The sequence below is a fragment of the Halomonas caseinilytica genome, assembly GCF_001662285.1.
Classification (GTDB): Bacteria; Pseudomonadota; Gammaproteobacteria; order Pseudomonadales; family Halomonadaceae; genus Halomonas; species Halomonas caseinilytica.
The window spans coordinates 17,564-31,012 of sequence record NZ_BDEO01000017.1 but is presented as its reverse complement, the minus strand read 5'-3'; the positions used below and the strand labels follow the sequence as shown (position 1 = coordinate 31,012).

15 protein-coding genes are annotated in these 13,449 nt (G+C 64.9%); 8 read left to right on the top strand and 7 right to left on the bottom strand.

The window, feature by feature from the left end; translation table 11 throughout:
* Positions 1–30: 30 nt before the first annotated feature.
* From HSDC_RS15555 to HSDC_RS15540, 4 genes are all read left to right on the top strand, one after another.
* Positions 31–237, top strand: coding sequence for a dodecin (locus HSDC_RS15555; RefSeq protein ID WP_064700870.1), 207 nt, complete (start codon positions 31–33; stop codon positions 235–237).
* Positions 238–344: 107 nt separating this feature from the next.
* A complete protein-coding gene (gene trkA / locus HSDC_RS15550) occupies positions 345–1,718 on the top strand; it encodes a Trk system potassium transporter TrkA (RefSeq protein ID WP_064700869.1) in 1,374 nt (457 codons plus the stop codon).
* A 43-nt stretch (positions 1,719–1,761) separates the two neighbouring features.
* Positions 1,762–3,210, top strand: coding sequence for a TrkH family potassium uptake protein (locus tag HSDC_RS15545; RefSeq protein ID WP_064700868.1), 1,449 nt, complete (start codon positions 1,762–1,764; stop codon positions 3,208–3,210).
* 89 nt (positions 3,211–3,299) lie between these two features.
* Positions 3,300–4,532: a TraB/GumN family protein gene (locus tag HSDC_RS15540; protein WP_064700867.1), complete on the top strand. Its 1,233-nt coding sequence runs from the start codon at positions 3,300–3,302 to the stop codon at positions 4,530–4,532.
* Here HSDC_RS15540 and HSDC_RS15535 read toward each other — a convergent pair.
* Both HSDC_RS15535 and HSDC_RS15530 read right to left on the bottom strand, forming a co-directional pair.
* Positions 4,529–5,278: a tRNA-uridine aminocarboxypropyltransferase gene (locus tag HSDC_RS15535; RefSeq protein WP_064700866.1), complete on the bottom strand. Its 750-nt coding sequence runs from the start codon at positions 5,276–5,278 to the stop codon at positions 4,529–4,531. The genes HSDC_RS15540 and HSDC_RS15535 overlap by 4 nt on opposite strands.
* Positions 5,279–5,340: 62 nt before the next feature.
* Positions 5,341–6,081: an SIR2 family NAD-dependent protein deacylase gene (locus HSDC_RS15530; protein WP_064700865.1), complete on the bottom strand. Its 741-nt coding sequence runs from the start codon at positions 6,079–6,081 to the stop codon at positions 5,341–5,343.
* A gap of 159 nt (positions 6,082–6,240) precedes the next feature.
* Between HSDC_RS15530 and HSDC_RS15525 the strand changes: the two genes are divergently transcribed.
* Genes HSDC_RS15525 through HSDC_RS15515 form a run of 3 tightly spaced genes read left to right on the top strand, consistent with a single transcriptional unit; the run spans position 6,241 to position 8,075 of the window.
* Positions 6,241–7,011: a pseudouridine synthase gene (locus tag HSDC_RS15525; protein WP_064700897.1), complete on the top strand. Its 771-nt coding sequence runs from the start codon at positions 6,241–6,243 to the stop codon at positions 7,009–7,011.
* On the top strand, positions 7,008–7,835 hold the full coding sequence (gene tcdA / locus HSDC_RS15520; protein WP_064700864.1) for a tRNA cyclic N6-threonylcarbamoyladenosine(37) synthase TcdA: 828 nt from the start codon (positions 7,008–7,010) through the stop codon (positions 7,833–7,835). The genes HSDC_RS15525 and tcdA overlap by 4 nt, the downstream gene beginning before the upstream one ends.
* Positions 7,836–7,850: 15 nt before the next feature.
* On the top strand, positions 7,851–8,075 hold the full coding sequence (locus HSDC_RS15515; protein WP_064700863.1) for a DUF1653 domain-containing protein: 225 nt from the start codon (positions 7,851–7,853) through the stop codon (positions 8,073–8,075).
* A gap of 127 nt (positions 8,076–8,202) precedes the next feature.
* On the opposite strand, the gene bfr is transcribed toward HSDC_RS15515, so the two are convergent.
* From bfr to lptF, 5 genes are all read right to left on the bottom strand, one after another.
* Positions 8,203–8,679: a bacterioferritin gene (bfr, locus tag HSDC_RS15510; RefSeq protein WP_064700862.1), complete on the bottom strand. Its 477-nt coding sequence runs from the start codon at positions 8,677–8,679 to the stop codon at positions 8,203–8,205.
* Positions 8,680–8,826: 147 nt separating this feature from the next.
* A complete protein-coding gene (locus HSDC_RS15505) occupies positions 8,827–9,033 on the bottom strand; it encodes a (2Fe-2S)-binding protein (RefSeq protein ID WP_064700861.1) in 207 nt (68 codons plus the stop codon).
* A 103-nt stretch (positions 9,034–9,136) separates the two neighbouring features.
* On the bottom strand, positions 9,137–9,622 hold the full coding sequence (locus HSDC_RS15500; protein WP_064700860.1) for an RDD family protein: 486 nt from the start codon (positions 9,620–9,622) through the stop codon (positions 9,137–9,139).
* Positions 9,623–9,634: 12 nt separating this feature from the next.
* Complete coding sequence (gene lptG / locus HSDC_RS15495; RefSeq protein ID WP_064700859.1) at positions 9,635–10,699, bottom strand: LPS export ABC transporter permease LptG; 1,065 nt, start codon at positions 10,697–10,699, stop codon at positions 9,635–9,637.
* Positions 10,696–11,778 carry an LPS export ABC transporter permease LptF gene (gene lptF, locus HSDC_RS15490; protein WP_073292187.1) on the bottom strand — a complete coding sequence of 361 codons (1,083 nt, stop codon included), beginning with the start codon at positions 11,776–11,778 and terminating at the stop codon, positions 10,696–10,698. The genes lptG and lptF overlap by 4 nt, the downstream gene beginning before the upstream one ends.
* Before the next feature lie 133 nt (positions 11,779–11,911).
* Between lptF and HSDC_RS15485 the strand changes: the two genes are divergently transcribed.
* Positions 11,912–13,432: a leucyl aminopeptidase gene (locus HSDC_RS15485; RefSeq protein WP_064700858.1), complete on the top strand. Its 1,521-nt coding sequence runs from the start codon at positions 11,912–11,914 to the stop codon at positions 13,430–13,432.
* Positions 13,433–13,449: the final 17 nt, after the last annotated feature.

Here is a 13,449-nt window from a genome sequence, read left to right as displayed (position 1 = left end):
TCGCCCCTCATCGCCAACCAAAGGATTGTCATCATGAACCACACCTACAAGCACATCGAGCTGACCGGTTCCTCCGACAAGGGCATCGAGGACGCCATCCAGAGCGCCTTGACCAAGGCCTCGGAAAGCCTGCACGGCATGCGCTGGTTCGAGGTCATCGACACCCGCGGCCATATCGAGCATGGCCGGGTGGCCCACTGGCAGGTGACGATCAAGGTCGGTTTCACCCTCGACTGAACGCCTCGCCTGTTCTTCCAACGGTGACTGGTTTAGGCTTTCCGCCACCGAAAAATGGTGGTGCCCATAGCGCACCGCCCCTCACCCCCTGCGGACTGTGATACGCGATGAAGATCATCATCCTCGGTGCCGGCCAGGTCGGCGGCACCCTGGCCGAACACTTGGCCCGCGAAGAAAACGACATCACGGTGGTGGACACCGATGCCGATCGCCTGCGCGAACTGCACACTCGCCTGGACATTCGCACCGTGACCGGCGCCGCCTCCTATCCCATGGTGCTTCGCCAGGCCGGCTGCGAGGACGCCGACATGCTGATCGCGGTGACCAACACCGACGAGGTCAACATGATCGCCTGCCAGGTGGCACACACCCTGTTTCGCACGCCGACCAAGATCGCCAGGGTCCGTGCTACCGCTTACCTGACCCGCAAGGGGCTCTTCGCCCATGAGGCGGTCCCCATCGACGTGCTGATCAGCCCCGAGCAAGTCGTCACCGATCATATCCGACGCCTGATCGAGCATCCCGGTGCCCTGCAGGTCCTGGAATTCACCGGCGGCCTGGTGCAGCTGGTGGCCGTCAAGGCCTACTACGGCGGCCCCCTGGTGGGTCAGGAGCTCGGCTTCCTGCGGCGCCACATGCCCAGCGTCGATACCCGGGTCGCCGCCATCTATCGCCGCAACCGCCCCATCATCCCGCGCGGCGATACCGTCATCGAGGCCGACGACGAGGTCTTCTTCATCGCTGCCCGTCGCGACATCCGCGCCGTGATGAGCGAGCTGCGACGCCTGGAGCGCGACTTCCGACGCATCGTCATCGTCGGTGGTGGCAACATCGGCGAACGCCTGGCCGAACATCTCGAGCACAACCATCAGGTCAAGATCGTCGAGCGCAGCCTGGAACGCTGCACCCAGCTCTCCGAGCGGCTCGACCGCACCGTGGTGCTGCACGGCAGCGCCACCAGCAAGCGCCTGCTGGAAGAGGAGAACATCGAGGACTGCGATATCTTCTGCGCGCTGACCAACGACGACGAGGTCAACATCATGTCGTCGATGCTGGCCAAGCGCATGGGCGCCAAGAAGGTCCTGACACTGATCAACAACGCCGCCTATGTGGACCTGGTCCAGGGCGGCGAGATCGACATCGCCATCTCCCCCCAGCAGGCCACCATCGGCAGCCTGCTGACCCATGTGCGACGCGGCGACATCGTCAATGTCCACTCGCTGCGTCGCGGTGCCGCCGAGGCCATCGAGGCCATCGCTCACGGCGACACCCAGTCCTCCAAGGTCGTGGGCCGCGCCATCGGTGACATCGACCTGCCCAGCGGCACCACCATCGGGGCCGTGGTCAGGGGCAAGGAGGTACTGATCGCCCACGACGATGTGGTCGTCGAATCCGGCGACCATGTCATCCTGTTCGTCATCGACAAGCGCCGCATTCGTGATGTCGAGCGCCTCTTCCAGGTGGGGCTGACCTTCTTCTGATGGAGTTCACCATGCCGACAGGGAAGACGAGGGGGATCATCGCATGAGCCTGCGCATGATCCTGCGCATCCTGGGCCTGCTGCTGATGATGTTCAGCCTGACCATGGTGCCCCCCATCCTGATATCGCTGCTGTTCGCCGATGGCATGTGGCAGGCCTTCGTGATCGCCTTGAGCATTACCGTGGCCACCGGCGCCCTGATGTATCTGCCCAACCGCCATGCGCGCAAGGAGCTGCGTACCCGCGACGGCTTTCTGATCGCGGCCCTGTTCTGGAGCGTGCTGGGGCTGTTCGGTTCCTTGCCCTTGATGCTCACCGGCGCCTCGGCACTCTCCCCGACCGATGCCGTCTTCGAGTCGTTCTCCGGGCTGACCACCACCGGCGCCACCGTGATCACCGGCATCGACCTGCTGCCCGAGGCGATCCTCTACTACCGCCAGCAGCTCCAGTGGCTCGGCGGCATGGGGATCGTAGTGCTGGCGGTGGCCATCCTGCCGACACTCGGCGTCGGCGGCATGGCCCTGTATCGCACCGAGATTCCCGGGCCGCTCAAGGATTCCAAGCTGACCCCGCGCATCACCGAGACGGCCAAGGCGCTGTGGTACATCTACGCCACCCTGACGGTCACCTGCATGCTGGCCTACATGGCCGCCGGCATGAACTGGTTCGATGCCCTCGGGCACAGCTTCTCCACCGTGGCCATCGGCGGCTTCTCCACGCATGACGCCAGCATCGGCTACTTCGACAGTGCCGTGATCGAGCTGATCTGCGCGGCCTTCCTGCTGATCTCGGCCTTCAGCTTCAGTCTGCATTTCGTGGCCTGGCGGGAACGCCGCCTGTCCCATTATTTCCAGGATCCGGAAGCACGCTTCTTGATGCTGTTCCTGGCCGGTTTGATCACCATCACCGCCGTCTCGCTATGGCTCACCAGCGACTACGAAACCACCACGGGCCTTCGCCACGCCATCTTCGAAGTCGTGTCGGTGGCCACCACCGCGGGCTTCTCGGTGGCCGACTTCTCCACCTGGCCCGGCGCCCTGCCCTTTCTGCTGTTCGTGGCCGCCTTCGTCGGCGGCTGTTCCGGTTCCACCGGCGGCGGCATGAAGGTGATTCGCATCATACTGATCCTCAAGCAGGGCATGCGCGAGGTGATGCGCCTGATCCACCCCAGCGCCGTGATCACCGTGAAGATCGGCAAGGTCAGCGTGCCCGACGGCATCGCCCAGGCGGTGTGGGGATTCTTCTCGGCCTATGTGATGCTGTTCTTCCTGATGCTGGTGGGCGTAATGGCCACCGGCGTGGACCAGGTCACCGCCTGGTCCACGGTGGGCGCGACCCTGAACAACCTGGGGCCGGCACTCGGCGAGGCCTCGGCCCACTACGGTGATCTGCCGAGCCTGGCCAAGTGGATCCTGGTCCTCGCCATGCTGCTGGGGCGCCTGGAAATCTTCACCGTCGTGGTATTGTTCACCCCTGCCTTCTGGCGCAAGTGACAAACCCGATGCAAGTGCCGCACCGGGTTTGGCCCGCCGGCGGCCTTCGTGGATAATCGACCCTTCACATTTTCAAGGCCCGAGCGCCCATGACCGACACTCAGGATTGCGCCATCGCCGAACCGGCCATCGAAACCCTCGGCCCGCGCCGAACCCTGCAGGTGGGCGGGACCCGCTATACCCTGCTGGGCACCGCCCACGTCTCCGCCCAGAGCGCCGCCGAAGTGCGCACGCTGATCGATTCCGGCGAGTTCGACGCCGTGGCCATCGAGCTCTGCGATTCGCGCCACCAGAACCTCGCCAATCCCGACGCCCTCGGCGAACAGGATCTGTTCCAGGTCTTCCGCCAGGGCAAGGCCGGCATGGTAGCCGCCAGCCTCGCCCTGGGCGCTTTCCAGCAGCGCGTCGCGGAACAATCGGGCATCGAGCCCGGGGCCGAAATGCGTGCCGCCATCGAAAGCGCGCGAGCCCATGACCTGCCGCTTGCGCTGATCGACCGCGATGTCGGCGTGACCCTCAAGCGCATCTATCACAATGTGCCGTGGTGGCAGCGCTTCTCGCTGTTTTCGGGCCTGCTCGGCGGCGTGCTGTCCCGCCAGGAGGTCTCCTCGGAAGATATCGAGCGACTCAAGGAAGGCGACGTACTGGAATCCACCTTTCGCGAATTCGCGACCCAATCCGAAGCGCTCTATACCCCGCTGATCAGCGAACGCGACCGCTACATGGCGCTAAGACTGGCCGAGCTCTGCCCGCCTGGCCACTACCGCCATGTGCTGGTGGTGATCGGCGCCGGCCATCTGCAGGGCATGGCCGAGCACCTCGAGGCACCGCTGCCCGAGACGCCCTCCTCCGAGCGTGAGCAACTGGAAGTCACCCCGCCCCGTTCCAGAATCTGGAAGGCGATTCCCTGGCTGATCACCGCACTGGTGCTCACCGGCTTCGCCATCGGCTTCTCACGCAACACCGACCTGGGCTGGCAACTGGTCGGTGAATGGTTTTTGATCAACGGCGTACTTTCCGGTGCCGCGACCCTGGTGGCCCTGGCCCATCCCGTCACCGTGGTGGCCACGATGTTCGCCGCCCCCCTCACCTCGCTGAATCCCACCATCGGTGCCGGTTTCGTCGCCGCCGGGGTGGAGCTGGCCCTACGCAAGCCCAAGGTGCGCGACTTTGCCACCCTGCGTCACGACGTTACCGATTGGAAAGGCTGGTGGCGCAACCGGGTGGCGCGCACCCTGCTGGTGTTCTTGACCGCGACGCTCGGCTCCGCTGCCGGCACCTGGATCGCCGGGCTACGCATCGCCGGCACCCTGTTCGGCTAGCCGCCCTGTCGGGCCGCCAGCAGGCGACGCATCGCCGGTGTCGGCTCCTCCGGCTTGGCGTGGCGGCGGCTGGCGGCGTAGTTGTCGTTGAAGACCTCGAAATAGTCGTCGAGCACCTCGGCCGCCCGGTCATCGCCAGCCTGATGCAGCAACTCCGCCGCCACCTCGGCGGTGCACAGGTGATCGCTGGACGCCGCCTTGCGCAGTCGGTAGCGAGTCTGCCGGTCGGTAACCAACGGCAGCACCGGCAGATCCGCCAGGTAGGCGCTGCGCCGGAAGATGCGACGCGCCTGCCGCCAGGTGCCATCGAGAAGAATGAAGACCGGAATACGGCCGGCATCCCGGTGCTCGATCACGCTGTCCATGCCGACCACTCGATCGGCGTACCCTTCCTGATCGTCGGGGAAGACCACGAAGGGGGCATAGCGCGAATCCGCCAGCAGATCGAGCAGGCGCTCGTCCGGCGCCGTGCGATACCAGGTGAAAACCTCGGTATCCGGCAGGACGTCACGAATCAGACGACCGGTATTGGTGGGCTTGTAGCGCTCGATGGGATGCGTCAGCAACCACACCCTAGAGCGGCTCTCGGCCTGCACCCGGTAGGGGCACAGGCAGTTGAGACGCGGTAGGTTGCACGACTCGCAACGTACCACGAAACTGCCGCGCGCTTTGAACTCGCGCCGTGGCGGTGAAGCGACATCGAAAGGTGTATCAGGGTAAGGCGAGGTCGGTGATTCGTCCTGCATGCGTCTCGGTGGCGTGTCGGTGATTGAGAAGAGCCGCATTCTAGCATGCCTGCCGACCGGCCCTATTCGCCGAACACGGCCTCGGGCAGCCACAGGCGGCCTTCACGGCGCCAATGACGCGCCAGCAAGGGCACTCCTTCCCCGGCGGGCAGGGAAAGCCCGTGCACGCCGGCAGTCGTCAGGTCGCGAGCCTCGGGATCGACCAGCACCCGAGGTGCCGCCATGGGGGCTTCGTCGATCAGCGAGGCGGCCGGCATCACCGCCAGCGATGTCCCCACGACCAGCAGCAGATCGGCCTCGGCCACGATCTCGATAGCCTCCTCGAAACGAGGCACCGCCTCGCCAAACCACACCACGTCAGGACGCAACTGGCTGCCCTTGTCACAGACATCACCCAAGGCGATTCCCCCGCGCGGTAACGGATAGCGCATGCGCGCATCCACCGAGGAACGCGCCTTGAGAATCTCACCATGCAAATGCACGACCCGTCGGGAACCGGCCCGTTCGTGCAGGTCATCGATGTTCTGGGTGACGATGCTGACCCGAAAGCCATCGGCCTCGAGCCGCGCCAGTGCCTTATGGGCAGCATTGGGACGCGCACGGCGTACCTGGTCGCGACGCGCATCATAGAAGCGCAGGACACGCTCGGGGTCTCGCGCCCAGGCTTCCGGGGTGGCAACCTCCTCGATGGGATGATCGGCCCAGAGCCCATCGGCGGCGCGAAAGGTCTGGATGCCACTCTCGGCGCTGATGCCGGCGCCGCTCAGCACAACCAGATGCGGGTTAGAGTGATGATTCGTCATGCAGATTCCCTCATATGCCCCAGGTATCGACGCCATGCTCGAGCATTCTGCCAACCTCGACCACCAGACGCGAATTGCCTTCTGTGATGGCCATCATGGATGACATCCACGCAAGCGGCAGCGACAATGGCGACCTCGCTGTCACCCCTCGAAGCCACCATGACCGACGCACTGCCCATCCTTCACCACGATGACCATCTGATCGCCGTGCACAAGCCGGCGGGCATGCTCGTGCATCGCAGCGCCCTGGCCAGGGGCGAGCGGCGCTTCCTGCTGCAGACACTGCGCGACCAGATCGGTCAACGCGTCTATCCGGTCCACCGTCTCGATCGCCCCACCTCGGGGCTGATGGTGTTCGCGCTCGACCCGGACATCGCCACCCAACTGGCGGAGGCCTTCGCCGCGCATCGGGTTGACAAGCGCTATCTGGCCGTCGTGCGCGGCCAAGGGCCCGAGGCTGAACGGCTGGACTATGCCTTGCGGGACGAGGACGGACGACGGCCCAAGGCTGAGATGCCGGCACGCAAAGCCCACACCGAGGTACGACGCCTGGACAGCGTGGAGCTGCCGATTCGGGTCGACCGTTATCCGAGCGCCCGCTATTCGCTGATGGAGGCGCGCCCACTCACTGGTCGCCGCCACCAGATTCGTCGCCACCTGTCACGCCGCGGCTACCCGATCATCGGCGACGCCAAGCACGGCAAGGGCGTGCACAACCGCTTCTTCGCCGAGCAACTGGCCTGCCCTCGCCTGCTGCTCGCCGCGGTGGGACTGGCGTTCGACCACCCGGCCGATGGCCGCCGCCTCGAACTCGGCTGCGCGCTCGATGCGCCAATGACCGCGCTTTTCCAGCGCTTCGGCTGGTCGGGCCACCTGCCCGCCAATCACCGATCCACTACACCTTCACCCTCCGCGATGACAACACCATGAACGACCTCCCCCAGCCTTCCACGGCCTTGCACAGCGATGACCACGAATTGCGCTTCGGCGGCATCCAACGCCTCTATGGCACGCGGGCCGCGGCACGCTTCCGGCAGGCCCATGTGGTGGTCGCCGGCGTCGGCGGCGTGGGTAGCTGGGCCGTAGAGGCTCTGGCGCGCTCCGGCATCGGCCGACTGACCCTGATCGACCTGGACGATGTCTGCGTTTCCAACGTCAATCGCCAGCTGCATGCGCTGGACGGCACCATCGGGCGCCCCAAGGTGGAGGTACTCGCCGAACGCTGCCGTGCGATCCAGCCCGGCATCGAGGTCATCGCCGACACCGCCTTCATCACGCCCGGCAACCTGGCCGAACGCCTGCCCGAGGACGCCGATCATGTGATCGATGCCATCGACAGCGTGGTCGCCAAGGCGGCGCTGATCGCCTGGTGCAAGCGGCGCAAGCTGCCGATCACCGTCACTGGCGCCGCCGGAGGCCAGACCGATCCCACGCGCATTCGCACGGCGGATCTCACGCGTACCGAGCACGACCCGCTGCTGGCCAAGGTCCGCGCTCGTCTGCGCCGTGACCACGGCTTCTCGCGCAATCCACGGCGTCGCTTCTCGGTGGAGTGCGTCTATGCCGACGAGCAACTGGTCTACCCCGACGCCGAAGGCGAGGTGTGCCACACCAAGCCCGGTGCCGGCGAGTCGACACGCCTCGATTGCGCCTCGGGCTTCGGTGCCGCCACCTTCGTTACCGGCAGCTTCGGCTTCGTGGCCGCCAGTCGCGTTCTGGCGCGGCTGGCCCGCGACGCCGCTTCCGCTCATTGAGCACGGAGAACCACGATGGAAGCGCAGCATCCCGTCCCCGGCATCTATCGCCACTACAAGGGGCCGCTCTACGAGGTCATCGGCGTGGCCCATCATAGCGAGACCGAGGAACCCCTGGTGGCCTATCGCGCCTTGTACGGCGACTACGGCCTCTGGGTCCGGCCTTTGTCGATGTTCATGGAGAACGTCGAGATGCAGGGCGAGCCTCTGCCACGCTTCGCCCTGGAGAAGGCATTCTAGATAGGGAGAAAAAATCGAGGGAAGAGGGAACCGACCTCCCCGGCCAGAGTGCCGAGGGTTGGCTTTCCTGAGCGCTCGCGCCGCTCTTCCTTCTTCCAGCGGCGCCAGCCGCGCCCTTCCTGCTTCTTTATTCGGCTTCTTGCATCTGCTTCTGCAGATAATTCTGGATGCCCACCTTGTCGATCAGGCCAAGCTCGGTTTCCAGGTGATCGATGTGCTCTTCCTCGTCATCGAGGATGCGCTTGAACAGGTCACGGGTGACGTAATCCTTGACCTGCTCGCAGTGCGAGATGGCGTCGATCAGGTCGGCGCGCGCCTTCTGCTCGAGCTTGAGGTCACACTCAAGCATCTCCTTGGTGTTCTCGCCGATCAGCAGCTTGCCGTAATCCTGTAGGTTGGGGATGCCCTCCAGGAAAAGGATACGCTCGATCAGGGTATCCGCGTGCTGCATTTCCTCGATGGATTCCTTGTACTCCCACTTGCCGAGAGCGCCTAGCCCCCAGTCCTGATACATCTTGGCATGCAGGTAGTACTGATTGATGGCTACCAGTTCGTTGCCGAGTACCGTGTTGAGGTACTGGATGACCTTGCTGTCGCCTTTCATGACGTCACCTCGATTGCTGTCAGAGTCCTGTTGCATCGGCACGGGCTCTCCGCCCTGCCAGGCATACTTGACAGTCTAGATCACGTCACAAAAAAATCAATAAAATCAACTAGTTGTTAATGGCAACACAAATAATATCGATTGCCATCACACCGCATAGGCGAGTTCTTCGGAACAAGCCACCAATGTCTCGCGGATGGCCTCGCGGGTAATGCCCTTGGCCATGCAGGCACACTTGCCGCATTGAGTGCCACAACCCGTCTCGAGCTGCACCTCGCGCCAACTGCGCGCACCTTCCTCCACGCTCTGGCGGATGGCCTTGTCACTGACACCCTTGCATAGACACACGTACATGACATCACCTCGTGCTGACCTCGAGGCAAATGTAAATGATTCGCATAGTCTATCGCAACCATAGACTGTCACTTTTTGCTCCCTGGAGACTGCGTCTTTCGTCTCAGGTACCTTTTCGCCCCCGCTTGGGCAACACCATCACCCGTGTGCCGGACGCGATATCGGCCCAGCTACGGCGCTCGGCATCGAACAGCACCCAGAGATGCCCCAGGCCGAAAGCGGCCCAGGAAAACGCCCCTACCAGATACCGCACCAGGCTCTGGCGCAGACTGATCGACCGCCCATCCGTCGTCTGCACACGCAGCCGCCAGGCCTGCATGCCCAGAGTCATGCCGCCGCGCATCCAGAAAAAGGCAAAGAACACGAAGCCGCCGAACACCAGCAAGGCACGTAACGACGCCACCTGGGCCACGCCATCGCCCAGCCGCGCCGGCGGCAGGCCCAGCAACAGGCGGCTGACCAGCACATGTGCGGCGGCCAGGGCAATCCAGATGGCCAGCACCAGCAGGCCGTCATACAACATGGCACCAAGGCGGCGTCCCAGCCCTGCCGCCCGTGCCTCGTCGAGACGATCGAAACGATGCACCATGCGGCCTCCGGGTCAGCCGCTGCGACGGAGCAGATAGAGCCCCAGGGCAGCGCATATCAGGGTCGGCGCCAGCACCGCCCAGGCCGGCGAGAAGCCGAATACCGTGGAGGCCGGCCCCAGCAAGTCCTGCAGATACTTGAAGACCAGCCCGGTGACCACGCCATAGAACACCCGGGTACCGGCCGCCACGCTGCGCAAGGGTCCGAACACGAAGGAGGCGGCTACCAGCATCAGCGAGGCCATGGTCAAGGGCATCATCATCTTCTGCCAGAAATAGAGCAGCGGCTGGGTGGCCTCCTGGCCCTGGGACTGCAGATAGCGCGCGTGGGCCCAGAGTTCGCTGGGCGCCTGTGTCTCCACGTCGCGCAACAGACGATCCAGTTCGGCGGGCGTCAGCTCGGTCTGCCAGGGCTTCGTGGCCTGGTGGGTAGCCTCGGTACGCCCCTCCACGAAGCGAGTGGTGTTCACGTCCTCCAGTACCCAGCCGCCATCGCGCCAGACCGCTCGGCGCGCATTCATCGCTTCACGCAGTTCGCGCCCCTCGAAGCGGTAGCGGGTCAGGTCGAGCACGACATTGTCGGCGCGGATGGCGCCGAAACGGTAGAAGCTGTCGCCCTCCCGTTGCCAGCCACCCCGCTCGGTGAGCACGGCCCCTTCCCCCTGCAACCGCTCGAGCCGCCAGGCACTGGCGAACTGTTCGGTCCGAGGGCTGACGAACTCGGCGATGAACAGCACCACGACGATCACCAGGATGACCGGCTTCATGACGCCCCAGAGAATGCGCCCCAACGACCGGCCCGCCGCGCGCATCACCGTCAGCTCGTTGCTCGAGGCCATGCCCCCCAGGCCGATCAAAGCGCCGATCAGCACGCCCACCGGGGCATACTGATAGAAGCGCCAGGGCAGGCGCATCACCAGATAGAGGAGTACCTGAAGGGCCCCATAGTCCCCCTCCACGTCACCGAGGTCATTGATGTAGGTAATGACCAGATCCAGGCCCAGCAATACGACCTGTACCACCAGGATGGCACCCAGGACATTACGAGCGATATAACGGTCCAGACGGTCGGCGATCATCCGCTCATCCCCTTGCGCTGGGCATGCAGCGTCATCATCAGGCCAATGGCCAGGAAGGCGGCATGAATCGGCCACATGCCCACCGTGACCGACCAGCTCCCTCTGGCGATGGCATCCAGCGCCGCCAGCAGCAGGCTGAGGTAGGCCACATAGAGAAAGATTGCCGGCAGCAGCTTGGCGAAACGCCCCTGCCGGGGATTCACCCGGGACAACGGCATGGCCAGCAGCGTCAGGATGAACACCATCGGCGGCAGGCCGAGTCGCCACTGCAACTGTGCCATGGCCGGTGGCGACCCATCGGCGATCAGCTCGGCGGTGGTGGCGTATTCGGGATCGTCCAGGTCCTGGCGTTCGGCAGCGCCGGAGAGGCGCACCGCATAGGTGCCGAAGGAAAGCCGCTCGGCCACGGCCCGCCCGGGCTCGACGCTGTAGCGCTCGCCATCGGACAGCACCAGAAACCGGCTGCCGGTGTCCTCATCGATGGTCTGATAGCCCTCGGCTGCACGCGTCACCACCGTCTGGGGCGTTCCATCGTCGCGCCGCTGGCGCTCGCTGATGAAGACCTCTTCCAGGCGCCGTTCCTGCTTGCTCAACGCCTCGGCATAGGCCACCCGGCCATCGCCGAAGTCCTGAAAGCGCCCCGGTGTCAGGACACCGAAATCGAGCTGGCTGCGCTGCTCCTCGATGAGGATTTCATTCTGCAGGGCACCGGCCGGGGTCAACCAGAGGCTGCAGAGCCCTACCAGGATGGCCACCACGGTCGCCGGCAGCAGGCTGACCCACAGCAGCCGATTGGGGCTGGTACCACAGGCCACCAGCACGGTGATCTCGCTGTTGAGATAGAGCTGCCCCAACGCGAGCAGAATGCCGAGAAAAAAGGCCAGCGGCAGGATCAGCTCGAGAAACCCCGGCAAGTGGAACAGCATCAGGGTCCCGAGAATATCGACCGGGATCTCGCCCTCCGCCGCGTTGGAGAAGTAACGGATGAAGCGACTGCCCATGATCACCAGCAGCAGCACGCCGGCGACGGCGGCCATCGTCTGCAGGATCTCGCGGGTCAGGTAACGAAATATGATCAATGCTGTCTCCCGATCCGGGTTGCCGGCCCGGCCAACTTCCATGCAATGACGCCCGGCCTTGGGTACACTGGGACGACTCGGCAATGTGCCGGCATTATCCAGAATCCCTCACCGCTTGTCTTGTGGAGACACCATGGAATTCCCAGTTCAGACGGCCAATCCTGCCAAGGTCGAGACGGCCTGCCTCGTGGTACCGGTGTTCAAGGACGGCGATCTGCTGCCTGCCGCCACCAAACTCGACAATGCCAGCGAGCGGCTGATCGGCCAGCTGATCGAGCGCGGCGATTTCGACGCTCGTCTGGGCAACGTCCAGTTGATTCCCTTCGCTCCCGGCCTCAACGCCGATCGCTTGATGCTGGTGGGCCTCGGCGCCCGCGAGACGTGTCAGGAAGGCGCCTTCCGCAAGGCCATCGACGCCGCCTTCACCGCCCTGGCATCGCTGCCCGCCGATGACGCGGCCGTGGCCTTCAACGACGTTCCGGTCCCCGATCGCGCCTGCGACTGGAAGGCCCGAATGGTGGCCGAGGCCGCTCATCGTGCCGTCTATCGCTTCAACGACTTCAAGTCGGAGCCCGCCCCCGTGCCGTCGCTCGAGCGCGTGACCCTGCTGGTCAGCGAAGGCGGCGATGCCGACGCCGCTCGCGAAGGTGGCCGCATCGGCGACGGTATCGGCCAGGGCATCAACGCCACTCGCACTCTCGGCAACCTGCCCGGCAACGTCTGCACCCCGAGCTACCTGGCCGAGCGAGCCGAGCAGATGGCCGCCGATTCCGAGGGCGCCCTGACCACCGAGATCCTCGATGAGCAGGCACTCGAAGAACTCGGCGCCCACAGCCTGCTCAGCGTGGGACGTGGCAGCGCCGAGCCGTCGCGCCTGATCGTGATGAAGTATCAAGGCGCGGACGATCCTGACGAGGCGCCTCACGTGCTGGTCGGCAAGGGCATCACCTTCGACTCCGGTGGCATCTCGCTCAAGCCGGGCGACGGCATGGACGAGATGAAGTTCGACATGTGCGGCGCCGCCAGCGTGTTCGGTGCCGTCACCTCCGTGCTCGCCATTCGTCCCAAGGTCAATCTGGTGGCCATCGTCGCCAGCGCCGAGAACATGCCCGACGGCCGTGCCACCAAGCCCGGCGACATCATCAAGACGCTCAAGGGCCTGTCGGTGGAAGTCCTCAACACCGATGCCGAGGGCCGCCTGGTGCTCTGCGATGCGCTGACCTACGCCGAGCGTTTCGAGCCCGCCAGCGTAGTCGACATCGCCACCCTGACCGGTGCTGCCATCATCGCGCTTGGCCACCACGCCACCGGCCTGATGTCCAACGACGACGACCTGGCGCTGGACCTGCTCGACGCCGGCGAGACCGCCTGGGATCGCGCCTGGCACATGCCGCTGTGGGACGAGTATCAGGAGCAGCTGGACTCCAACTTCGCCGATCTGGCCAACATCGGCGGTCGCCCGGCGGGCACCATCACCGCAGGCTGCTTCCTGTCGCGCTTCACCGACAAGTACCCCTGGGCACACCTGGACATCGCCGGTACCGCCTGGCACTCCGGCAAGCAGAAAGGCGCCACGGGGCGGCCGGTGAGCCTGCTCACCCAGTACCTGCTGGACCGGGCTTCCGACAGCCAGGTCGAGGTCGGCGAGGACTGATCCGTCACCGCGGGTCT